The sequence below is a fragment of the uncultured Paraglaciecola sp. genome (assembly GCF_913058035.1).
Classification (GTDB): domain Bacteria; phylum Pseudomonadota; class Gammaproteobacteria; order Enterobacterales; family Alteromonadaceae; genus Paraglaciecola.
In genome coordinates this window covers 30,624-54,204 of record NZ_CAJXPA010000009.1, presented here as the reverse complement: position 1 = coordinate 54,204, position 23,581 = coordinate 30,624, and the positions used below count along the sequence as shown (strand labels likewise).

Sequence of the window (23,581 nt, the reverse complement as noted above, 5' to 3'; positions counted from 1 at the left end):
TGTCTGAACACATATGTAATGAATATGTAGGATTTTTGATTTTTTGAATTTTTGAATTTTTGAATTTTTGAATTTTTGAATTTTTGAATTTTTGAATAAAATAAGCTGACAATGATGTCAGCCTTCATTTAACTATTTAAAAACTAATCTGCTAGCCCTTTAGGCATATCAGCACGCAACTCTTGCCAAATTTTGCCACTTTCAATGCCATAGGTTCTTATCACCAAAGGGACACTTTCGTAGTCACCTTTCTCAGCGAGTTCTAATAATTGCTTGTAATAACCGCGGGTTAAATCTCTGGATTTTTGATTCGAAAAATAATAGCCACCAATACGTGAATACATCCCTCTAAAACCGTTCATCATTAATACATAAACTGGATTGCCAGATGCGAATGCCAAATCATGGTTGAGCTGATAATCGCATTGCGCAAAGGTTTTGCCATCATCAGGTATATCATTATGGCTATTTAATATTTCAATAGTTTTATCTTGCTGATTTCTGATAGCTCCACGAATAAATACAGCGCTGAGGTTAGTCCTTGCGGCGAGTAAATGGTCAACAAGTTCAGGAATACCATCTTCGTCGAGTCTGGCTAAAGTTTCTAATATATTAAGACCCGAAGTTTCCCAAAAATTATTAACCTTAGTTGGTTTACCATGTTTAATAGTTAACCAACCATCGCGAGCTAACCGCTGCAATACTTCACGCAGAGTTGTCCGTGTTACACCAATAAGTTCGGATAATTCACGTTCTGCTGGAAGAATGGTGCCAGGGGGAAAGCGTCCACTCCAGATAGATTCAACTATATATTCTTCAGCGAATCCTGCTGGGCTTTGTGCCTTGTATATCATCAAAAACTCACTTCGTTACATTGTTTTTTTAATTTTTATTGACTGATTGTACCAGAGGAATTTTACTGGTTACATCGAAACTTTGAATTGTTAACAAAGTATTGCTAAAAAGTAGTTCGAATTTATCTGCATTTCTGCTAACTGTGGGATTTTCAGATTGTTTTTGGGTACACTGAGCATACTGGTTGGTTCAATAATTATAATACTCAGCAAGGAATTTTGCATATGCAAATGTCCGTAACTCAAGCAGTAGCAGCCAACTTTTTGGGAAAAGCCCCAACTTGGTATAAACAAGCCATTGCCGCTTTTCTTATTATTAACCCAATATTATTTGTCATTAATCCTTATGTTGCTGGTTGGGCACTAGTCCTAGAATTCATATTCACTTTAGCAATGGCTTTAAAATGCTACCCATTACAGCCAGGGGGTCTGTTGTTAATGGAAGCGATGTTTATCGGCATGACAACACCCGAACATATGAAACATGAAATGGTTGTCAATATTGAAGTTATTTTACTCTTGATATTTATGGTGGCTGGCATCTACTTTATGAAAGGGTTGTTACTTTACCTTTTCACTAAACTGCTTATCAAACTTAAAAACAAGATTGTTTTATCAATAGCATTTGCAGCGGCTTGTGCAGTATTGTCAGCATTCTTAGATGCGTTGACCGTTGTAGCAGTCATTATTACCGTAGGGTTAGGATTTTACTCCATCTATCACAAGGTGGCATCAGGTAAGGACTTTCATTCTGAGCATGATCATTCCCACGATGATGAAGTGCTCAGCTTTAATCGAAATGATCTAGAAGACTTCCGAGCATTTTTACGCAATTTAATGATGCATGCAGGTGTTGGTACTGCACTGGGCGGTGTAATGACGATGGTTGGTGAACCACAAAACCTAATCATTGCTGATAAAGCGGGCTGGGACTTTATTGAATTTTCCATTCGTATGTCTCCTACTACTATCCCAGTTTTTTTTGCAGGGTTAGCGACTACTCTTTTAGTTGAGAAATTTTCATTGTTTAATTATGGCGCGCAGCTGCCGCAGAAAGTCAGACAAATTTTGACTGACTACGACAAGGATGTTGAAGCAAACCTAACCACACAAGATAAGGTTAAATTAGCCATTCAAGGATTAATTGCTGTTTGGTTAGTTGTAGGGTTGGCCGGTCATTTAGCAGCAGTTGGTTTAATTGGTCTCTCCATTATTGTGCTAACAACATCCATGGGCGGTGTAATTGACGAACACTCTATAGGTAAGGCTTTTGAAGAAGCATTACCTTTTACTGCATTATTATGCGTCTTTTTTGGAATTGTAGCAGTGATTATTGACCAAGGACTATTTAGTCCAGTGATTAATTGGGTGTTAACCTTTGAAGGAAAAACACAATTAGTCATGTTTTATTTAGCCAATGGTTTGTTATCGATGTTCAGTGACAACGTGTTTGTTGGCTCGGTATACATTACCGAAGTAACATCTGCACTCAACAGTGGTGTTATCACTCGTGACCAATTTGATTTATTGGCGGTTGCGATTAATACTGGTACTAATTTACCTAGCGTTGCCACACCAAATGGTCAAGCAGCGTTTTTATTCCTGCTAACGTCAGCTATTGCGCCACTGCTTAGATTATCTTATGGCACTATGGTGTATATGGCGTTACCTTACACAGTGGTTCTAACACTTGTTGGCTTAGCTGCAACTTATTTTGGATTGTATGACTTAACACAATGGTTGTACGACATTCACCTTATTGAACATCACTCAGGGTCGATACCCGGAAGCGATGTTCTACCCCATTAAACTAGGACTCACTATTGTTAAGCAATCTAGCATCACTATCAACTGACAGGCGCGCGTGGGGACTATTGTTTGTCTCTGCGCTGTGCTTAGAAATATTCGCCTTGTACTACCAACATGTTATGGATTTACGTCCTTGTATCATGTGTATCTATCAACGCACTGCTGTGTTTGGTGTCATGTTTGCAGCAATACCAGCGATGTTAATTAATAACTTTTTTACCCGGTTAGTTAGTTATACTGGCTGGGGTGTATCGGCTATTTGGGGGTTATTTATTGCCATCGAACATGTTGATATTCAAACTGCCCTTAATCCATTTTTTGCTACTTGTGAGTTTGAACCTAACTTCCCATCTTGGGCCCCCTTACACGAATGGCTACCGAATATCTTCGGTGCGACAGGTGATTGCGCAGATATTAACTGGTCATTCATGGATATGAGTATGCCACAATGGATGATAGTCATTTTCGCAATTTATGCGACGATTTGGTCTGTGATGTTGCTTTGCCGATTATTCGTAAGTCGCAATTTATAACATTGACTCCATAGCATTTTTTAATTTTATCCAAGCTCACACATGCGTGTTTGAATAAAAAATCAAATTCGGATGAAGGATTCGAGTGAAAAACGGCTTGTTTTACAAAGCCAATAGTCTTTTGTAGCAATTTTGACTGAATTGATAACCAAACTGTACAGTGCGCTCACATTAACAACATTGAATGTCTATGCTGGTCGCATTTTAATCGTCAAGGCTTAAACTTGTTCTTGAACTCAACACCTAATCACAATTCAGATGAGTGGTTGTTAGCAGCAATCAAACACCTAATGTGTCTTGTGTCACAGCGACGTATTCGCAGTCAATACGTTCAAGGTTTTATCACAATATTTATAGTAATGAATTTAGTTCAGCTAACCTCGTTTTATGGGATTCAAAAAAGACAATATAGAGGAACATTGCCGCTTTATTTACCATGTTAAATAAGTCAACTAAAATGGCAAAGATGTAAACCCTAATATAAGTATCCAACCTGCAAAAAAAAGCTTTAAATTTTTTGCCGAAAAATACAACACTAATTGTTTAGCTAAAATACCACCCGCTATAGCACCCGCTCCAGCAAATAGCACTACCGGCCAGTAGATGGCTTTAGAGATCACTAAATGAAAAATAACCCCACCCCATACCGTCATTGCACTCAATATAACGGCGGCAGCGATGGCAAGAGTTACATTAAATCGTCTTATAATTAAATACACTGCTACCAACTCCCCCACCCCTATGGATAACCAAGCAGTGACTCCACCGCCAACTAAAGCGACAGCTGGTAAAGCAATATAATCATACACACATAATTTCGTATTAAAATTTCCATTGTCTGACAAAAATACTGTAAAAAAAATGGCTATTGCCAACATTATAGAAAAAACACCAAAACCTGTATGTAGACTAGTGGGGTCACTAAAATGCGCAAAAAATTGTGGATTAGTCTGCACCATCCACAACCCTAAAATAGAGGGGGGTACTGTTAACACCAAAATTCTAACCAAGTGTTGCCACTGCGAAAATTCAAGCTCTCGTTTAGCTTTTTGCTGCTTGTAAAACATCCACCACGTTACGGCACCTGCGGTCATACCGCAGCACTGGATTGCAAAGCTAGTTGCAACAGATGTAACAACAGAGAATTCCAATTGATTAAAAAAGGGCACAAAAACAATACCACCGCCCGCACCGGTAGCATTAGCAAATATAGCACCCAAAAAACCTAAAAAAATAAAACTGCCAAATTCTTGAATAAGGCTTAAAGTTTGCGTTTGCCAAAATAGAATGTTTAACCAGAAAAAAAACAAAAATATACGAATATGCTTGGCTGATATTTTTAAAGACATAAAATTTGAGTAACCTATACTGAATATCATAGATAGACCTTGATAAACTAAAACAACTGAGACAAAGAAAAAGATCAAATAATGGTAAAACTCAAACATAAACATGAATCGGTTATCATAACCCTTCAACCCAATCGCTCCGCTAATTGGCAGCAAAATAAAATCATTATCATGGTGATGGCTGCTTTTGTAATGATCATTGCCATCGCTTGGAGCCTGGTCGGCGTTTGGATAATCCTCCCCTTTGCAGGTTTTGAAGTAGGATTGTTGGCTTATTTAATGTATCGCGTGTCCTATTCAACTTATCAAAAGCAGATTATCACTATCAATAACCATACGGTGACATTTGAATCGGGTATCTATTATCGTAAGCAATGTTTACATTTTGAAAAAGACAAAATTTCAGTTGTAACAATACAAGCACAAACCGACTATGAACAAACTCATATCACCCTTAAAGATAATCAACAAAATGTAGTCATTGGGCAATTCCTAAACCAACAAGACCGTCAAACCATACTTTCACACTTTAAAAAAGCGCAGCTTTATGTACACAGTGACAAATGGTGGAAAGGTAATTAATACATAAGAATTATGTTTATAGGTAGGTATTTAAAATAGTTAACAATGTTTAATCTTAATAACGGCAATTATTACGTTAATAGCGTTTAGTAAACGACAGCAGACGACCCATAGCTATCATTGCAAAATTTTAAAATATTACTTGAAGTGTAAACAATTCTGCTCAAAAAATGCTGTTATTGAGACCTTAAGTCCCTTGATATACCAACGTTTAAGAGAAATAATTTACTTAAATAATCTCGGTAATTTGCGGTTTTGAAACATCACTGATTAAGTTACTCTGTTTCTTTAGACATTTTATCAATTAAGTATTGCGTGTGGCCCTGAGAATAAAAAGCTGAACCTTTATCAGACATAATAAACTGATTGCTCTGCGTCACCACCAATCTACCGTCCTGTAAACAATCCAACAACTTCGCTTCCGGCATATCATCAGATTTGTATTCGGCAGCCTGCTCTTTTGCCTGACCCCACTCAACAAACTGAGACAACTTAGCGGTTTGTTGCACTAAAACGCTAAGACCATTGTCTTTATCAAAGTATTTCTGCAGCGCTTTGGCGTTATCGGATTCACCTTCAACAAACAACTCCTCACCTTCTAATTTCACTGTTACTGCAGAACCAAGTTCAAAATTTCCCGCCAACTGAGCAACGTCTCTGTTGAGCTTTTGTTGATTGAACTGATAATAATTTTCAACAAGCTTCAAATCAATATCGATTTCGCCTTTATTCATTAATTGTAGTGTCTCCTCAAACGCACCCTTATTCAAACCACTTTCAAGCACGTCGATCCCGCCGCCAACATCTTTATTATTGTCTTTAGCTATCCCTCGAAGCACATCATTAGATTTAATATTGTTTTCACCAATGTAACTAAGCAAAGATGGAGAGTTGCTGGTAATTTGCATGTCTGTGGCCAGTTGATAAATTTACTAAAAACACAGCAATTAACACGCCAGTATTACGAAAACTAAAAAAAACATTAAAATTCAGGATGTTATAGGTTTTAAATAATATATATTCTGATATTAAACAATAAACTTACTCTTTTTTAATCTTAGTAAGGCAACAACTTGCCAGTCATTTGTACTGTTATTGTCCTTCAACTGTTAAAATTATAAGTCACTAGGATTATTCACAAAGCCTCCAACACTTGTAGATTTTAGTCGCAACTACCCTTATGATTTAAAAAACTCATTGTAATAGGTCGAACATGAAACGCATTCTCAGTACGCTGGTATGTTTTGCTCTCACCTTTACCTCAATCGCAGATACCTTGAGGTTATCGGAACCCGCCACACAAGATGCCCAAACCGAAACATTTGGTATAAAAATCGATCATTCGCTTCCAAAATTAACAATGGAAAACTTAGTAGTTGACTCCTCCCTACACCTAGCTAAGCCGTTTCAAGTAGAGGCTAGGATAGCCAAGGTATGCCAAAAGAAGGGATGTTTTTTTATCGCACAACAAGGCCAACATATTTTGCGCGTCTCGTTTCGAGACTATAGTTTTTTTATACCCACAGACAGCAGCGGCAAGACAGTCACCCTCGCAGGTGAACTGGTGGAAAAGAAATTAAGTCCAGAGCAGGTGGCACATTTTAAAACCGACTTAGAAAGCGCATCTGACGTGCTAAAGCCCGGTTTGGTTTATGAAATTGTGGCTGATAGTGTGAAAATTCCGCGAAGCTGGTAAAACGGATGTCTGAAATATGTTAATTTTGTGCGCTAAAAATGAGTGTTATCGAGCACTGATATTTTTTAGCAGCGCCCGCGTGACAATACTAAGTTGTTAAAATTTCAACACATTAATTTCTAAATTATTTAACTTATTTTTAAGACCTGTGTGATAAAGCGCTTCGACCGCTTTGGCACCTGAGTATTCAGCCACTGAGATCTTATCATTCATGTGAATGGCAAAACTATGCCAAGCCTTTGCATAACGTTCAGAAAAACCGGCGTGTCCCCACTCACCTGAGCGCTTTTTGACTTGGCTTGGTGCAAAGAAGAACTCACTTTCTAAGTGACCGTGCGGTTTATCTTGCTGTGCATCAACATCGGTGGAGCCAATCAAGATTAACTTATCAATATTGTTAACAAACTGATTTTGTAAATTCAATAACAAGCTCTTATTACCTGCAAAATCTAATATCCAGTTAACTTTATCTTCGCCAAGTTCGGCAATCTCGTCATAACTGAGTACTTGGTCATAACAGTTTAAGTCTTGGGTAAAGCTTTTATTATTGGCAGAAGTAAGGCCAATCACCTGATAGTCTAATTTTCTCTCATTTTTGTGCTTCATCAACAAATGAGCAGCACCATATGCAGTTTTACTAGAGGCACTGGTGAGTATCACTTGTTTAACAGGTAGCTCAGAGGCCACTAAACCTTCACCAACATAATCATCCAACACAAAAGAAGTCATAAACAGCGGCCGATAATTTAGCTGCCATGCTTCTCTTCCGACTTGATAACCGGGGTCGGTAGCACAGCGCACATAATTGTCATAAACAGGTGAAATACTTTTACGTTTTTCGCTAATATCAAAAAAATGAGTAGGTGAAACTTTACCTGCTGTGATTACTAAGTGTGAAGCCATAGGCAAATAACCATAGATCTTTTCACCAACATTGACTTCAGCGTGATTTGACTCAAGCACAGTAGCAAAGCCCCACATAGGCACAATACCCCACGTATCGTCTGCTGGAAAGAAACCCCAGTAGCCCATTTTATCGCCAAAAACTGAGTAAGTGACATTGTTAGCTGAAAAACCAAAAGAGTTAATTTTAAGCAGCACCTCATCAGTACTTAATTGTGTGCTATTTAACTGCTTTTCAACAATTTTGGTATTAGCCACATTTGATTTTTCAATCCAAATTTCAGTTGTATTATATGTTTCGCTCATTATGTTTCCCCCTAAAGTGAATTTATTCTGATAGATTAGATCACAATACAAGTATAAGTTTTTAAATCGTTGTTATGGCATCACAAATTTGAATGCTATGAAATAAACTAAGATGATTACCTCAGAGGCAAAACGACTATGCAAGACACTTCCCCTAAGTTTGACATTATAATCTTTGGTGCCACCAGCTTTGTAGGGCAAATTCTAACACGATACATGCTTAATCAGTTTGCCGTTGGAGGTGAACTTAAATGGGCAATTGCTGGGCGTTCACAAAACAAACTAAGCGAATTAAAACTATCTTTAGGCACTGCAGGAGAAGCCCTTGATACTTTAGTCGCTGATGCTGCAGATGAAGACAGCTTGCACTCAATGTGTTTATCTACCCGAGTTATTATTTCAACAGTTGGGCCTTATGCACTTTATGGTGAACCATTAGTAAAGGTTTGCGTGGCACTAGGCACAGACTACTGCGATCTTACCGGAGAAGTGCAATGGATAGCTAAAATGTTAGAACGTTATGAAGACGAGGCTAAAAAAAGTGGTGCACGTATTGTCAACAGTTGTGGTTTTGACTCGGTTCCCTCAGATTTAGGCGTTTACTTTTTACAACATCATGCGAATCAAAAATTTGGACAAACATGCAGTAGTATTAAAATGCGAGTCAAAAAAATGAAGGGTGCGGCATCAGGCGGAACTGTGGCGAGTATGACTAATATATTTAAAGAAGTTGCCAGTAATCCAGCTCTACGCAAAGTGTTAGCTAACCCATACGCAATTTGTCCATCTGATCATGGTAATACTGTGCGCCAAGACAATATGAACCGACCTCAGTATGATGATGATTTTAACAGTTGGGTAGCACCTTTTGTAATGGCTGTAATCAATACCCGAATTGTACATAGGAGCAATACTTTGGTAGAAGGTGGCTACAGCCAGCACTTTGATTACAACGAAGCCATGTTAACCGGTAAAGGCCTGATGGGTAGTGGTATAGCAGCTGGTGTGGGTGTCGGATTAGGCGGTTTTGCTATGGCAGCGGTCATACCACCAACTCGCTGGGTAATGGAAAAATTCATATTACCTAAACCCGGTGAAGGCCCAAGTATAGATGCCCAAGAAAAAGGTTTTTACGATTTACGTTTTTATGGAAAAACAGATGATGGCCAAGAAATTCGTTGCAAAGTGACAGGCGATCAAGACCCAGGTTATGGCTCAACCGCTAAGATGTTAGGACAGGCTGCAGCGTGCTTAGCTCAAGATATCAGCAAAGATGATGTTCAAGGTGGCTTTTGGACACCAGCAAGTGTTTTTGGTACACAATTGATCACACGTTTAGAGAAACATGCTGGTTTAACATTCGAAATTATTGATTAATTATTGCACCGACAAGCATCTGACAATGTTTCTTAACAAAGCTAATTAATGATACTTTAGTCGTAAAACCGATACGGAAAGCTAACTCAATAATGATGTAACTGAGTGTTTTAAAATTGTTTTAATTTAATATCTACGGACAACATATAATTTCATACAGGATAAAAAGATTGATTTCAAAGCAACCTAATGTGTAAAGTTTTGGAAATTCACACATTAGGTTGAAAATGAATCTTTGGCTGCCTAGGTACCCATCTCTACTAGCACTTATCCCTGTTACTTTTTCATCAATATTACATTGTGCATATACTTTTCGAGCCAAAAAGACTCTAAACCAAGCAAAAAAATATTTAGTGTGGCGAATGTGCTGAATTTGGTTGCTGTAACGAGCCAACTAGTTAACGAATTTCGAAAAGAACGAGGTATATCAGCTGAATTTATTAGTACAAATAATGCTGATTTTACCCTTGAAATAAATAACCAAAGAGAAGTCACTACAAGCACATAAAAAACCAAAAAATTTATGGTTGATAGCAGTTAAAACGAGCAGACAACAAGTACGAGCACACTACTTTTAAGGGACTTAAAAATAGTGTGATACAGTCCGCGGACAAATAGGTTACTTGAACATACCTTAGGAAAAGCACTTAATTAATACTCCAGAAATAATCTAATCGTCTTAAATTTAAATAGGCAGCTAGGGTCTGGACTAGAAGAAACTGGTTCATCTGAACGGTTTCTCACCTTTTACAGTATCGCTGATGCTAAGCATCGAACTTGCCATGCTGTATAATGTGTTCGCAAGCGGCCCATTCACTTCTTTATTTGTCACTAAATACATCGGGCTAGTCTTAATACAGGATACCTATATAAAATCAGCTTTCACCGTCGCCCACTAGAGTGTAAACGTTCATGAAATCAGTCTGTTGAAACCAAAAAAAGTCGTGAAGTAAATACATATCAAGGCATCATAGGAAACAGCAACTGCGTTTATGATGTCAATGAAAAAAGAGTGGTTTAGGGCCATAACGGTTCGAACAGACAAGCTAAATAAAACCGAACAAACACTCTTTTAAGAGACACTGTGATATGCCAATTTTAATAACAGCACTAGCTTATGAAGTATTTAGTATAATTGAGATAAGAACCTCAGAATCTTTTGCAATCGGCCGCTCCACAAACAAAGTAGATGTAAATGAAGATTTTACTGACACAGTCAAAATATTTCTTTAGCTGCAGAACGACAGATAAAATAACAGAGCTCATCAATAAAGCCTTTGGCAATGTACGAACCTATTTCATTAGTTTTCAAGAAAATACTTATTAGGTAGGTGTCGCGACAGAAGAAATGAGCGTCAATATAAGATCTGTTAAGGAAAACAGGCTTATTACATCAGGTAGAGCAGAAAAGTAGCGAAAGATAATTTTGGCACAAACGCTCAACAAGCAGCTAAACATGAAGCATAACGCAAAAAAACAAGCTCTTAGGTAAACGCCTCTTATTTCAAATCGAAAAAAGTTGAAAAACAGATATTTTAAATAAATCTGATACTGAGTACCTAAACTGATAACTACTCAATATTAAGTTGATTTAGATTGAGCGCCTGAGTTTGCTCAATCTAACATCTACTTGTAGTGACGATTATTCCTCTACGGCCATTTTAGGAGTGCGATCGGAGCGAAAGACTCCCCAGTTTTTCTCAGCAATACCGTCTGGTTTGTCTTCGCCGCCTTTCCACTTTTCGTCGAAAGCTTCAAAGTAGTAAGATACAACACGATTGTCTACTAACCACTGCCTGTAAGCGTCAAAGAACACTTTTTGAGCTTTTTCGCTGGCTTCACCAATAATCAAACTTTCGTCACCATTGCTAGTGATTGCGCTAGTTGCCCAACCTGACTCGCCTAACACAATCTGCTTGGTTGGGTGCAATGCTTGAATATCATGAAAGGTTTTCTCAGTCCAAGGCAACGCATTTTGGAGAGTTTGTGAATTCCACATCGCATAAGCATGCAAAACAATATAGTCGACTGCTTGAGCTATTTCTTGGCTCCACGGTTTATTCCAAAAATTATAATCGTCGGCCAGGGTTACCGGCACTTCAGTCTCTGTTTGAACCCTCTTAACCCATGCCAAATATTTAGGATAGTCAGAGATGGCCAATTTATGTGCTGACCAATCAACAAAAATTTCATTACCGAGGTTTACTGTCACCACAATGTCTTTGTATTCATTGGCTAAACGAATGACTTCTGAAATTTGTTGTTCATTTTTTTCATTAGTTTGGGTAGAGGATAGCCAAGCCCCTTGCATTACCTTGACCGGTAAGTTGTGTTTTTTGATAGTCTTCAACACTTGTTCACTAGCGGGGTCTGCGGCATACATCCGAATAAGGTTCCACGATACATCGCTATCGGTGGTCAATAACATCATGTCTTGAAGAATATCTTCCTCTGTCGATACACTGTTTTTGCCAGGACTTTCACCGTCGCGGTAAGAACCATAAGAAATACCTATCCCAATCCACTTATCATCTATTGTGGGTTTAAACACTGTTTTTATGTTTGAAGGATCATGGATTTTTTTTGTCATACTGCTCACCTGAAAGTTAAAACTGGTTAATACTAATATCATGGTGATAAAAGGTAATAATTTCATATTGTATTCCCTACAATCCGGATAATGTATAGTTCACCTATTCAGTTAATCGAAATGGGGACACAACAATCAAGTTATTTACGCTGTAACGGACTTTTATCCAGTTTATAGGGGTGAATAATGGTTACTGCCATTTTATTTGGTCAAAAATGCGACAGGTAGTCAGGTTATCAACAACTTAATCTAAAAGAACAAAGTGCTTCTCAAATAAAATCAGCAAACCTGATATATATAAATTTGTGACATATTAAAATTGCTTATCAATAGCTTAACCCCAAAGTAGCGACAAAAACTAAGTGTAATGAATGCTACTGATGAGCCTTTTTTTTGCACTACAGTCAATCTATAATGTTCAAAAGTAACGTTATCGGCTAAACCCTTAACGCTAAGTTAATAGTTTCAGCTGATAAAAAAAATATCGAACCAAATAAAAAAAATGCTGGTTTGAAGTGTCATCTAATAAAAATGTTAGTGATAAGTTTTGAGTAAAAAAGCTTGTTCGCAATTAGCAAATAGTTGACGCTTTAATTTTTTATTGAAGTGCATGTTTGACAACAATGTTAGCGACGAAAACTTACCCCAGCTCCACTAAATAATGGTATTTATCACTACGGCAGCGGCTTAGCCTAAATTCAATCGCTTTATTGTCCAGTGAATGAGTCACTCTTGTGACTTCGAGTAAAGGGTCACCTTCTACAATATTTAACATCTGTGCATCTTTTTTTGTAGCAAGCACGGCCTTGATGCTATCGCGTGTGTTTCGTACAGTTAGGTTAAATTGAGTTTGATAGAAATGGTAAAGCGTGTGGGGTACTTGAGGCTCTTTTTCTAAAATAGCAAAATACTTGTATGGTAAATATATGGTTTCAGCAATACAAAACTCTTCATTCAGAATTCGCCTTCTAGTCAGCACTATGACTTTTGATTGTGGCTCTAATTCTAGCGCTTGTGAGACCTGCTCAGTTGCTATTTGTGTTTCTACTAGCAGTAGTTCGGCTTTTGGTAACTCAGGGGTTCTTCCATCGGCAATCAATGGAAAAAACCGATACAAGCTGTGATGACCAGTATGCTCAGATACAAATGTGCCAATACCTTGCCTACGATTCAGTATCTTATCATCGGTTAAACTGTTTAAAGCTTTCCGCACAGTGCCTTGACTCACATTTAACTCGCTTGCTAATTGAAATTCGTTAGGCAACATTTCACCGGGCTTCCAACGTTGTTCAACAATCAGTTGTGTGACGTGTTCTTCAACTTGTTTGTACAAAGGTTGAAAAGCTAGCCCAGGACGGCTTAATTTATTATCAAAGCGATTTTTATTCATTTATGTGAACAGTAAATTAACATTTACCTAGAGTAATATTAACTATCACTCTTATACAAGATATTAAATAAATATTGTTACTAGTGAGTATTGTTTGGGTGTTTGATACCACATATAAATATCTAAAAAAATTGATTAATAACTTTCATTTCAGTCAATTATTCTCATCGATTGACAAAAATTTAACACTACTATAACTTATGTCTTATATAAGATTAATAACGCACTTTTTTCATACTTAATTTGCTCACTGAGCAGATATCCTCAGAAACGAATAAAATTGGTTTCTGTTGAGTAAAACGTAGCGTTTAGCAAATTTTTAGAGGTTACTTTTGCCCGTATTTTCACCATCACTTTTACCTGAACTCAATCTATCAGCACCCAATTGGAATAAGGTATCCCAAGTTTCTATTGTAGGTGATGCTTATCTAGTCGACGACACCTCTGTAATTTTGCCAACTTCAGATGGCTTGTTACAGGTCAGCTTTCACCCATCAGGATTGCGCCTAAGAATAGCTGGCCAGTCTAGTGCCGATTATGAAATGTTATTGCAAGAGCCCAAAAAATTACCGTGTCTAATAGCTCATTCAGCGCAAAGTACCGTCATCACATCAGATAATAATGAGCTAATCATTCAACATAATCCTTTTTCATTTGCGCTGAATTGTGGTGGAAGAAATATACAAAAAACACCAAACGATGGACATTTTGTGCGCCAGTATCGCATGCCGCCTCTGGCAAAAACTACTCAAGGTTGGTTATTCAGTTTGGACTTAAGTGCTGAAGAAGCCGTGTATGGATTGGGTGAAAAATGGTCGAGCTTAAATAAGCGAGGCCAATTTATTCGCTCATACAATCATGACGCCCTTGGGGTTAATGCCGAAGTTTCTTATAAGAACACACCTTTTGCCTGGAGCCCATCTGGATGGGGTGTATTTGTGCATACGCCAGCACCAGTGACTCACGCAGTTGGCTACGCACCTTGGTCGCAAAGGGCTTATGGGTTGTTAGTGGAAGATGACACGTTAGATATATTTATACTCAAAGGTAAAAATGGTGCTGAGATAATCCATCAATACACTGAACTAACCGGTAAAGCACCCGTTCCGCCAGTATGGAGTTTAGGTGTGATTTTATCCAAAGCTTATTACAAAGACGTGCCCGAACTGATGGCTACTGCAAAAGCCGTGCGTGAACATAATATGCCTTGCGATGTGATCACCTTAGATGGACGCGCATGGCAAGATACCGATACACGTTTTGCCTTTGAATGGGATCCCAAACGATTTGCAGACTTCCCACCCAACAAGGTTATTAGTGACTTAAAAGCCATGCACTTTAAAGTGTGTATTTGGGAATATCCTTTGGTATCAGTACAAAACCCATTGTTTGAAAAAATGGCAGATAAAGGCTGGTTACTTACAGATAAACGTACTGGCGGAGCCTACCGTTATCAATGGGACATGAGTGCGTTTGCCGAAGTACTCACCCCCTTACCTGAGTCAGGCATAGTTGATTTCACTCACCCTGATGCATTTAATTTTTGGCTTGAGTCACATAAACCATTATTCGACCTTGGCATAGACATGATTAAGGCCGACTTTGGCGAGCAAGTAGAGGATGACAATATGCTTGCCTACAATGGTGATTCTGGGCATCGATTACACAATGTATACAGCCTTTTATATAACCGCTGTGTGTATCAAGCAGCTGAAAAGTACAGCAAAACAGGCCCATTTTTATTTAGCCGAAGCGCATGGACCGGCTCGCAACGTTATCCCAGTCAATGGGGCGGGGATCCTCAGGCAGATTGGGGGGGATTAGTTGGTAGCATTCGTGGTGCTTTGTCTTGGGGCATGTCTGGTGCGCCTTATTTTGCCACAGACGTGGGCGGTTTTTATAAAGACACCCGCGACTCAGAATTATTTGTACGTTGGTCACAAACTGCAGTATTTTCTGCGCACATACGTCTCCATGGTATAGGGCAAAGAGAGCCTTGGAGTTATAGTTCAGAGGCAGAAAATGCCGTTAATCAGGCCTTAAAACTACGCTATCAGCTTATACCTTATATTCAAACTGCTATGCAACAGGCCAGCGAATCAGGTTTACCCGTGATGCGCGCTATGGCTTTAGCCTTTCCCGATGATAGGTTGGCTAGGGGGTTTGAGATACAGTTTATGTTTGGTGATAATTTATTAGTGGTGCCTTGCACCCAAGCTGGCGGAGAGGTGGAGTTTTACCTTCCTCAAGGTCAATGGCTGAGATTTCCTGAACAACAAATTTTTACTGGGGGGAGTGTTTATAAATTAACGCTACTGTTGGATGAAATGGCGGTGTTCGTTCCTGCTGGACATCAGATACCTATTGGACCTGATGTGTTACATACAGAACAATTAGAGCATCCCAAAATCGGTCAACAAATCAGTCATTACTGGCCAACTAGAGATACAAAATCACAATGACTAAACTGCAGCGAACATTATTCACAATTAATACGCCATTGGGTAAGTTCAACTACTTGATAGCCAATGTAGCCAAAAATTTAGCCGGAGGATTGCTTGCACTGATGTTAGGCATGATACTGGCGCAAGTCTTTTTTCGCTATGTGCTTAACGATTCATTGGCATGGACTGAAGAATTAGCAAAATTTGCTATGGTCTGGGTAGCGTGTTTAGTTGCTCCTTGGGCATACCTTGCACATTTAAATGTATCTATTCAGATGTTTGCCGATGCGCTACCAGCACTTTTACGCAGAATAACCGAACTACTGATTACCATGTTAGTAATGGTTATTTGCGGCATCTTTTTTATACAAAGTTTAGAATTTTGGCAAACAGGGCTAAGTATTAATGCTTCGTCTGTGCCCGTTAAATTAGCTTACTTCTATAGCTGTGCCCCCTTTGCTTTTGGCTCAATTTGTTTGGTTGGCTTAGAAAAACTTATCGAGCAGTTGTGCTTGCCCTTAGAGCATTGTTTCGTCCCACATCAGGATGCCACCTAATATGTCGTTAAGTTACTTCTGGGTTTTTATTTTATTACTTACCGCTGGTGCTCCGGTCATTTTTGCACTATTAATTGGCCCCGGTGTCAGCCTAATTTTAGACGGTAAGGAAGTGTTTTTTTCTGCCCTGTTAAATCGGCTTTACTCAGGCATAAACTCTTTTCCTTTGATGGCGGTACCGTTTTTTATACTCGCTGGCGAGCTGATGAATCAAGGGGGTATCACCCAGTCAATTGTGCGCTTTAGCCAAACTTTGATAGGTCACTATCGGGGCGGATTAGCACAGGTAAATATTTTATCTTCTGTATTATTTGCAGGTTTGTCAGGCTCAGCGGTAGCGGATACTTCGGCACTGGGTAAAATGCTTATTCCTGCTATGGAGCAAAATGGCTACAGCAGACGTTTTGCTGCAGCAGTGACGGCTGCATCCTCAGTGATTGGCCCAATTATTCCCCCTTCTGGTATTATGATCTTGTACGCATTTATTATGAATGTGTCTGTTGCAGGCATGTTCCTGGCCGGAATAGTTCCAGGTATATTGATTTGTGCGGGTTTGATGTTGATGACAAACTATATTTCTAAAAAACGTAATTATCCAGTAGCGAATGCAAAAGCTACGTGGCACGAACGTGGTAGCGCATTAAAAAGTTCTTTTTTACCGTTATTAACACCTGTCATATTATTAGGCGGAATAGTGCTTGGTGTGTTTACCCCAACCGAAGCAGCTGCTGTAGCAGCAGGTTATGCGCTAATTATCACCTTATTTGTGACTCACACGCTAAAATTTAATAAGTTACCCACTATACTAGTTGATGCAGCAGTGCAGTCTGGCACCATTTTGTTATTGGTCGGCTCGGCAGTCACTTTTGCTTGGATCATTACGGTATCGGGTATGGCCGATACGCTCGCATCAGAGATTACGGGTATAACTGATAACGTATTATTACTGTTACTGATCATCAACTTATTCTTATTTGCCATAGGCATGTTTTTAGATGCAGGACCCGCTATCTTAATTTTAGGCCCAGTACTTGCTCCCATCTTTATCTCTTTAGGCATAGACCCGTTACACTTTGCAGTCATAATGTGCGTGAACTTGACCGTTGGACTCGCCACACCACCTATGGGGTTAGTGTTATTTGTTGCAGCAGCGGTGTCAGGTGAAAAGACTGAAAATATTGCTTTAGAAATGCTGCCCTTTTTAGCAGTGGAAGCAACAGTCATATTTTTGATCACTTACTTCCCTGCTCTCACTATGACCTTACCTACGTTTTTTGGATTCGCTTAACATGTCAACTAAACGCTCAACATTGCTGATTATTTACGGATTAATTATAGTTGGCTGCTTAACAGGTATTTTTCGAGCTAACGTAACCCAAGCAGAATTTACTGTTAAAGCTTCTATTCAAGCCTCTATTCAAGATGAAGACTATGTTGGCCTATTAGCATTCAAAGAATACGTCGAAAAAAATAGTAAAGGACGAGTACAAGTACAATTGTATGCCTCGGGACAGTTTTGCGGCAGCGTACCCGAATGTATAGGAAGTTTGCAATCCGGCGTATTAGAGATGTTTCCCAGTACGGCAGGCGGTACAGGTAACTTTTTCGCACCAGCGCAGGTGTTAGACTTACCTTATGTGTTTACCAGTGACGCACAAGCTGAGTGCGTTTTAGATGGTCCTATATTACAAAAAATGCGAGATACGGTTCTGGGTAATGGCTTAAATATTCGTTTAATTGGCGTATCAAATACTGGAGGATGGCGAAACTTTGCGACTACTAAAAAACCTATTCGTAACCCAGAAGATTTGAAAGGTCAGAAAATTCGTACAACTCCCGCTGATATTCAACAAGAATTAGTCAGGCAATTAGGTGCAAATCCTACTCCTATTTCTTGGGCTGAGCTATATACCGCTTTAGCTACGGGCGTGGTTGAAGGCAGCAAAAACGGCATTCAAGATATAATCGGCGCTAAGTTACAAGAACATCTCAAATATATCATCCTTGATGGGCATTCTTACATGGCTACTTTATGGTGGTTTTCGGAGCCCGTGTGGAAAACACTACCAAAAGATATTCAGCAAATTGTACTTGAAGGATTTGCTAAACAAAAAGCAGCAGCTAATGAATTTGTCGCTACTCAGGAAAGCGATTCTTATAAAATTTTTGAGGAAGCTGGCGGTATTATTTACCGCCCTTCAGTTGCAGAAAAGCAAGCTTTCAAGGATGCGTCCGTCAACATGCGTCAATGGTTTATCAATAATTTTGGACTAGAATGGCTAGATTTGTTGGAAAAATCTGTTGAGCAATGTAACGCTAGTATCGGTTAATACTGCTTTTAATGGACATAATTCTTCGTGCATTTCTTCACATACAGACAAACAATTAACTTCTAAGCAACAAATTGATTGCATATTTTTTACTTAAAGGTTAAATTTTCTATATCTTCTGTCTTATATAAGACAGCTTAATAATAATAAATAAACAACAATAATAATTGGTGCAGCCATCCAATAACACATAAGTCGTTACTCCAGCAGTTGAGACACTCTTCATTGGAGCGCGGTTACATAACTAGATCAAGAATGAATCTTGGGAGAACACTATGCAGCTTAAACCTAGTAACTTACACACCAGCATTACCAAAGCTCTTGCACTGACTGCTTGTATGACGATTGGTTTAACCGCCAACGCTCAGGAAGCCGAAACTGAAAAGAGTCAGGGTTTTGAAACAATCACAGTGACCGCACAAAAACGTGTTGAAAATTTAAATGAAGTACCTGTTGCAGTCTCGGTGCTAAGAGAAGATCAAATCAACTCAGCATTTTCAGCCAACATTGAAGGCCTTCAAGCGTTAGTGCCTTCGGTAAGTTTTAGAAAAGGTAACACCACTCGTAATTCAGCGATCACTATTCGTGGTGTAGGCACAATTTCATTTAGTGTTGCTGCTGAACCTAGTGTATCGACGGTCGTTGATGGTGTGGTACTAGGGCGCTCTGGACAGGCGTTTGTAGACCTATACGACCTTGACCGTATTGAAGTATTACGAGGACCACAAGGCACACTTTTTGGTAAAAATGCTTCAGCAGGTGTGGTTAACATCACCACTAAACGCCCGTCAGACGATTTTGAAGGCAGTTTTGAAGCAACCTTATTTCAAGATAACGAATACCGTTTAAAAACCAGTGTCACAGGTCCGTTAAATGATAATGTCAGTGGTAGCTTAACGATTATGAAATCGCAGTTTGATGGTTACATCAACAACGTTTACAACAATCAAACAGTTAGTGGTTACGATAAGGAAGGTGTGCGTGCCATGCTTGATATTGATGCTGCAGGTGACACTGATATTTTGTTTATCTTCGAAAATGTAAATTCAAATGATAGTTGTTGTGCAGATTTAGAGCTAACTCCTAGTGGTCGTCATAATTCAGAAGCATCCCCTACTAATCCAGATGGTCTAGATTTAGAGCAAAGACAAGTCGATCATGACTTTGAGACGCGTACCTTAGATGAAACCACTGCTTTTTCAGTTCAGGTAGACAAAGAGTTGGGTGATCATCAATTAACCTCTATCACCGCCTATCGGGGTTGGAATAATACTGAATTTAGAGAAGGTGATTTCACATCAACGACTGGCTCCATCCCTTTCCCTGTTAATTTTGGTAACGTTAATAATGGTGGCGTAGCATTTCAACTACACGATATAGGTCCCCAAGAATGGGATCAGGCGTCACAAGAGTTACGTATAGCCTCTCCAACTGGTGGAGCCTTAGATTACCAGGCGGGATTTTTCTGGTGGAACCAAAAGTCAGAACGTAACTTCACCCGCGACGCGAGTTGTCAAAATAACGGTGGTCAATTCCAAGCGGCTATTGGCAATTATTTAACCAACATATTAGGCGTTACCAGTCCATCTGATAACGACATAGAACAGTTTATCAGCGATGAAAGCTTATCTTGTAATGCCAATGACATTGTCAGCGCTACAGCCTATATGAAAACCGAATTTGATAACTGGGCGGTATTTGCGGATGGTAAATACCATATCAGTGATGATTTTAGATTGTTGTTTGGTTTGCGTTATACCGATGATGAAGTGAGCTTTTCCCACAATAGAAACAGCAATGATCAATACGGACGCAAAGGTGTGGGTGTCCGTGAGTCTAGCTTGGACACTGATTACCAAGGTTCTACAGACCAATCAAATGTATCAGGAAAATTGGGTGCACAGTTTAATATCAATGACGACAGCATGGTCTATGCGACTTACTCTCAAGGTTACAAGGGACCAGCTTTTAACGTGTTTTACAACATGTCTGATAACGATACCCTTCCCATTGGTAAAGAAACGTCAGATGCTTACGAACTAGGTTATAAATATGCGAGTCGTAACTTAATCTTTAATGCCGCAATATTTCGCACTGAAATTGATGGGTTTCAAGCTAATAATCCAGAATTGTTAGATGGTGTGTTTATCACGCGTTTAACTAATGCTGGCTCTGTTATTACCCAAGGAATTGAATTTGACTTTATGTGGCAAGCAACAGACGCACTTACACTAACAGGTGGTTTATCCAGTGTTGATGCTGAAGTAGACGAATTCCTTTGCCCTGTAGGTTTACTGACGTGTGACGGCAACTCTGGTGCTGACTTACCTTTTTCACCTGACCTAAAGTACTCAGTAACGGGGGAATATGTGTGGGAATTAGATGATATGGCCATTTATTTGAATAGCTCATATGTTTATACGGATGAGATTTTTGCTGGTGCCCCAGGCGCTGACGCTACTGCTGTTACTCTTCTACCTGACTACGCAATTTTAAACGCTAGCTTAGCTTTCTCTTTCGATGATGATAATTATAGGATTTCTATAATCGGTAAAAATCTCACCGACGAAAGTTATGTTACCACTTATAGTGGCGACAACTTCCGTTACCAGATCCCACGGGATGCGGATCGTTACTTTGGAGTTCAGTTAAGAGCGAAATTCTAAGACGCTTTTGTGTGTGTTGGCGCTCTGCTTCATATGAAGTTTGAGCGCTTTTTTTATGTAAGTTTACAATCTTCTGTGATGATCACTGTCAATAAAGAGATGGAAATGAAGTTAAAATTGATACTCATTTTTCTCGATTTACCGCTAATATAGATGTTCAATTATTACACCCACCTTGTCTTAAATGACAGAATAAAATCGCTCAGCAAACAATCAAGCTGTTGCACAGCTAACAGTTATAGAAGCAGCATCTTTCCGATAGCGTGTATGTCATCATTGAAGATCATTATTAAATTTGAATTAGGTAAACTATCTAGGGAGTCATCCACTCGATGGGAAAGTTATCTTTAACTAATTGATTAATACTCACATTTAAAATGTTGTATTGTTTACCTACATTTTCGGCAAATCTTGATGGTAAATAACTACGGGCTATTATCATTGAATTGGGATACTTATTTTTTAGCCACAAGGAAGTTCTAAAGTTATCTTCTACTGAATCTGTACATAAGATGATAATGGGTTGAGTGTTAATCAAATCCACCGTGGCACGTAATTGTTGCCATACTTCTGGATGGGAAATATTACCTTCAAATATTTTCCTATTACAAAAATTAGCTGACTGATGCTGTTCGTCCACTACTTGAATACGTCGTTTGGCATCAATACCAATAATCGCAATAGTATCAATCTCTTTTTGTGCATAATGCTGTAATTCTTCGAGTATAGTTTGACCAAACAAACCAAAGCCAGCAATCACAACTACGTCCTTAGGTACTGTTTCCACGAAGTGCGAAAGCAAGTGCTGTTGCACTAAAGCAGACGCTGCTAGTTGGTATGCATTAAAATTGATACACTGTCTGGCGACTTCAGAATCAGCCATGGAACGCATAAAACGGATGCTATTGCAGTGTATAACAATCTTGCCTTTGAGTGAGGGTTGTAACTGCAAAATTTTATGCGCGGCTTCATAATTTTGAAAATTATCTTTGCCAAGCAGTAACACTTTTTTAGCTTTATGCAGAAATAGTTTAGATAAAAAATAACTACGGGTAATATCTCCAGTGATCACTATAGCGTGATAACGGCGCTTTAATTCTTCTTCTCGTATTGGAGAGATTTCATCACATATAAACAGCAATGGGACCTTGGGCTGGACCAGCCTAAGCTGTTTCAAATAGGTAAATGTTAACTCGTCTGAGCCTGAGACCACAATATGATTGCTGATCCGCTGAAAATGCCATTTGTAAGGAGAGATTGTTTTGATTACCGCTTCGATAATGGTGGATGCGGCCAACATAGGTGAACCAAAATAACTTAGCCAAAGCATTAAACGGGCAAATAAAGGGCCATCAATGGGTGTACCTAAATCCAATCCACCCATGACAAATAAACCTAAACTGTAATAGGCTTTGGTCAACATATCTGCGCTTTGAACATCTGGGCGCTCAGATAATGACACTCCCATCATCAAAGCCAAAAAAGCACATAGAAAAAATACAACAGCGGCAGACCATCGCCAGCTGTAATTAAATGTGAATAAAGACATAGTGCTCACCTTTGCGTGTTAAATAATTAACTAATTGGGTCCAGTTCACAGCTATCGTAAAGTTATAGAATAAACCACAAAACATAAATGTTAGTTTTCTAGATTATCATCATAAACGAACAGCGTCTCTCACAATGCAAGCTATCATAGGCTACTGAAGCTAAGGTGGATAAAAATGATATGGCTGACTTAAAATGTTTAATACAGCGAAGCAATATTGATACACGAATCCCAGATCTCAGGTTCAGCTGTGGGAAAAATGTTATAAATGAGGAATTAACTATTTTAGTACAGGCATCAAGTGGCTTGGAATTGGAGAGCGGCGACTGACTGCTATGGGGCTGTAATGGGACTCAAGATAATCAAGTATCTTTTGCTCTTGAACACCAAGCGGCCACAATCCTTGAGATTTTTGCATCCAGCGAATGGTTTCCAACCAATTGTCTCGTGTCATACGATTTTGTGTTACCAGTTTTGCAGAATGGCAGGCAGTACAATGAGCACGTACAATTTCGTAGTTTTCACTTACAACAAAACCTGTAATGGGGTCATAAATTGTTTGCTGTTGTGCCTGTAACGATAAGGCTGTTGTACTCAGCCCAAGCACTAACAGAACTAACATGCGCTGGGTGTTAATTGATAACAC

Annotated in this window: 19 protein-coding genes; 11 read left to right on the top strand and 8 right to left on the bottom strand. The window is 39.0% G+C overall.

Annotation, left to right across the window (positions count from 1 at the left end; genetic code table 11):
• Positions 1-143: 143 nt before the first annotated feature.
• Positions 144-854: a fatty acid metabolism transcriptional regulator FadR gene (gene fadR, locus QZ562_RS02595; RefSeq protein WP_293756518.1), complete on the bottom strand. Its 711-nt coding sequence runs from the start codon at positions 852-854 to the stop codon at positions 144-146.
• Positions 855-1,079: 225 nt separating this feature from the next.
• Here fadR and nhaB point away from each other — a divergent pair, with 225 nt between their 5' ends.
• Both nhaB and dsbB read left to right on the top strand, forming a co-directional pair.
• Positions 1,080-2,663 carry a sodium/proton antiporter NhaB gene (gene nhaB / locus QZ562_RS02590; protein WP_293756514.1) on the top strand — a complete coding sequence of 528 codons (1,584 nt, stop codon included), beginning with the start codon at positions 1,080-1,082 and terminating at the stop codon, positions 2,661-2,663.
• A gap of 14 nt (positions 2,664-2,677) precedes the next feature.
• Positions 2,678-3,196, top strand: a complete 519-nt coding sequence (dsbB, locus tag QZ562_RS02585; protein ID WP_293756511.1) for a disulfide bond formation protein DsbB — start codon at positions 2,678-2,680, stop codon at positions 3,194-3,196.
• Between the two features lie 452 nt (positions 3,197-3,648).
• Here dsbB and QZ562_RS02580 read toward each other — a convergent pair whose 3' ends face one another.
• Positions 3,649-4,545 (bottom strand): sulfite exporter TauE/SafE family protein, encoded by an 897-nt coding sequence (locus tag QZ562_RS02580; RefSeq protein WP_293756508.1) that lies wholly within the window; start codon positions 4,543-4,545, stop codon positions 3,649-3,651.
• A gap of 81 nt (positions 4,546-4,626) precedes the next feature.
• Between QZ562_RS02580 and QZ562_RS02575 the strand changes: the two genes are divergently transcribed.
• Positions 4,627-5,127, top strand: coding sequence for a DUF2244 domain-containing protein (locus tag QZ562_RS02575; RefSeq protein WP_293756506.1), 501 nt, complete (start codon positions 4,627-4,629; stop codon positions 5,125-5,127).
• A 275-nt stretch (positions 5,128-5,402) separates the two neighbouring features.
• On the opposite strand, the gene QZ562_RS02570 is transcribed toward QZ562_RS02575, so the two are convergent.
• A complete protein-coding gene (locus QZ562_RS02570) occupies positions 5,403-6,035 on the bottom strand; it encodes a hypothetical protein (protein WP_293756503.1) in 633 nt (210 codons plus the stop codon).
• Positions 6,036-6,340: 305 nt separating this feature from the next.
• Between QZ562_RS02570 and QZ562_RS02565 the strand changes: the two genes are divergently transcribed.
• Positions 6,341-6,823, top strand: a complete 483-nt coding sequence (locus tag QZ562_RS02565; protein WP_293756501.1) for a DUF4920 domain-containing protein — start codon at positions 6,341-6,343, stop codon at positions 6,821-6,823.
• Between the two features lie 96 nt (positions 6,824-6,919).
• Here QZ562_RS02565 and QZ562_RS02560 read toward each other — a convergent pair whose 3' ends face one another.
• Positions 6,920-8,032: a DUF2855 family protein gene (locus QZ562_RS02560; protein WP_293756499.1), complete on the bottom strand. Its 1,113-nt coding sequence runs from the start codon at positions 8,030-8,032 to the stop codon at positions 6,920-6,922.
• 138 nt (positions 8,033-8,170) lie between these two features.
• Here QZ562_RS02560 and QZ562_RS02555 point away from each other — a divergent pair, with 138 nt between their 5' ends.
• Both QZ562_RS02555 and QZ562_RS02550 read left to right on the top strand, forming a co-directional pair.
• A complete protein-coding gene (locus QZ562_RS02555; protein ID WP_293756496.1) occupies positions 8,171-9,409 on the top strand; it encodes a saccharopine dehydrogenase NADP-binding domain-containing protein in 1,239 nt (412 codons plus the stop codon).
• Between the two features lie 1,089 nt (positions 9,410-10,498).
• Positions 10,499-10,642, top strand: a complete 144-nt coding sequence (locus QZ562_RS02550) for a hypothetical protein (RefSeq protein WP_293756493.1) — start codon at positions 10,499-10,501, stop codon at positions 10,640-10,642.
• A gap of 409 nt (positions 10,643-11,051) precedes the next feature.
• Here QZ562_RS02550 and QZ562_RS02545 read toward each other — a convergent pair whose 3' ends face one another.
• Both QZ562_RS02545 and QZ562_RS02540 read right to left on the bottom strand, forming a co-directional pair.
• Positions 11,052-12,065: a glycosyl hydrolase family 17 gene (locus QZ562_RS02545; protein ID WP_293756490.1), complete on the bottom strand. Its 1,014-nt coding sequence runs from the start codon at positions 12,063-12,065 to the stop codon at positions 11,052-11,054.
• Between the two features lie 574 nt (positions 12,066-12,639).
• On the bottom strand, positions 12,640-13,389 hold the full coding sequence (locus QZ562_RS02540) for a GntR family transcriptional regulator (RefSeq protein WP_293756488.1): 750 nt from the start codon (positions 13,387-13,389) through the stop codon (positions 12,640-12,642).
• Positions 13,390-13,721: 332 nt separating this feature from the next.
• Here QZ562_RS02540 and QZ562_RS02535 point away from each other — a divergent pair, with 332 nt between their 5' ends.
• The 5 genes from QZ562_RS02535 (at position 13,722) to QZ562_RS02515 (ending at position 21,386) form a co-directional block, all read left to right on the top strand.
• Positions 13,722-15,851 carry an alpha-xylosidase gene (locus QZ562_RS02535; protein ID WP_293756486.1) on the top strand — a complete coding sequence of 710 codons (2,130 nt, stop codon included), beginning with the start codon at positions 13,722-13,724 and terminating at the stop codon, positions 15,849-15,851.
• Positions 15,848-16,390 (top strand): TRAP transporter small permease, encoded by a 543-nt coding sequence (locus QZ562_RS02530; protein ID WP_293756484.1) that lies wholly within the window; start codon positions 15,848-15,850, stop codon positions 16,388-16,390. Before QZ562_RS02535 ends, QZ562_RS02530 begins: the two co-directional genes overlap by 4 nt.
• A gap of 1 nt (position 16,391) precedes the next feature.
• Positions 16,392-17,678 (top strand): TRAP transporter large permease, encoded by a 1,287-nt coding sequence (locus tag QZ562_RS02525; RefSeq protein ID WP_293756482.1) that lies wholly within the window; start codon positions 16,392-16,394, stop codon positions 17,676-17,678.
• Position 17,679: 1 nt separating this feature from the next.
• A complete protein-coding gene (gene dctP / locus QZ562_RS02520; protein ID WP_293756479.1) occupies positions 17,680-18,720 on the top strand; it encodes a TRAP transporter substrate-binding protein DctP in 1,041 nt (346 codons plus the stop codon).
• Between the two features lie 275 nt (positions 18,721-18,995).
• The gene (locus tag QZ562_RS02515) at positions 18,996-21,386 is read left to right on the top strand and encodes a TonB-dependent receptor (RefSeq protein ID WP_293756477.1); all 2,391 of its coding nucleotides are present in this window, start codon (positions 18,996-18,998) and stop codon (positions 21,384-21,386) included.
• A gap of 313 nt (positions 21,387-21,699) precedes the next feature.
• On the opposite strand, the gene QZ562_RS02510 is transcribed toward QZ562_RS02515, so the two are convergent.
• Both QZ562_RS02510 and QZ562_RS02505 read right to left on the bottom strand, forming a co-directional pair.
• Positions 21,700-22,935, bottom strand: coding sequence for an NAD-binding protein (locus QZ562_RS02510; protein ID WP_293756475.1), 1,236 nt, complete (start codon positions 22,933-22,935; stop codon positions 21,700-21,702).
• 280 nt (positions 22,936-23,215) lie between these two features.
• Entirely contained in the window at positions 23,216-23,581 is a 366-nt protein-coding gene (locus QZ562_RS02505) for a hypothetical protein (protein WP_293756472.1), read from the bottom strand.

Coding starts and splice junctions, on each gene's coding strand:
- fadR (WP_293756518.1), bottom strand. CDS start 854: ATGATATACAAGGCACAAAGCCCAGCAGGATTCGCTGAAGAATATATA.
- nhaB (WP_293756514.1), top strand. CDS start 1,080: ATGCAAATGTCCGTAACTCAAGCAGTAGCAGCCAACTTTTTGGGAAAA.
- QZ562_RS02580 (WP_293756508.1), bottom strand. CDS start 4,545: ATGTCTTTAAAAATATCAGCCAAGCATATTCGTATATTTTTGTTTTTT.
- QZ562_RS02575 (WP_293756506.1), top strand. CDS start 4,627: ATGGTAAAACTCAAACATAAACATGAATCGGTTATCATAACCCTTCAA.
- QZ562_RS02570 (WP_293756503.1), bottom strand. CDS start 6,035: ATGCAAATTACCAGCAACTCTCCATCTTTGCTTAGTTACATTGGTGAA.
- QZ562_RS02565 (WP_293756501.1), top strand. CDS start 6,341: ATGAAACGCATTCTCAGTACGCTGGTATGTTTTGCTCTCACCTTTACC.
- QZ562_RS02560 (WP_293756499.1), bottom strand. CDS start 8,032: ATGAGCGAAACATATAATACAACTGAAATTTGGATTGAAAAATCAAAT.
- QZ562_RS02555 (WP_293756496.1), top strand. CDS start 8,171: ATGCAAGACACTTCCCCTAAGTTTGACATTATAATCTTTGGTGCCACC.
- QZ562_RS02550 (WP_293756493.1), top strand. CDS start 10,499: ATGCCAATTTTAATAACAGCACTAGCTTATGAAGTATTTAGTATAATT.
- QZ562_RS02545 (WP_293756490.1), bottom strand. CDS start 12,065: ATGAAATTATTACCTTTTATCACCATGATATTAGTATTAACCAGTTTT.
- QZ562_RS02540 (WP_293756488.1), bottom strand. CDS start 13,389: ATGAATAAAAATCGCTTTGATAATAAATTAAGCCGTCCTGGGCTAGCT.
- QZ562_RS02530 (WP_293756484.1), top strand. CDS start 15,848: ATGACTAAACTGCAGCGAACATTATTCACAATTAATACGCCATTGGGT.
- QZ562_RS02525 (WP_293756482.1), top strand. CDS start 16,392: ATGTCGTTAAGTTACTTCTGGGTTTTTATTTTATTACTTACCGCTGGT.
- dctP (WP_293756479.1), top strand. CDS start 17,680: ATGTCAACTAAACGCTCAACATTGCTGATTATTTACGGATTAATTATA.
- QZ562_RS02515 (WP_293756477.1), top strand. CDS start 18,996: ATGCAGCTTAAACCTAGTAACTTACACACCAGCATTACCAAAGCTCTT.
- QZ562_RS02510 (WP_293756475.1), bottom strand. CDS start 22,935: ATGTCTTTATTCACATTTAATTACAGCTGGCGATGGTCTGCCGCTGTT.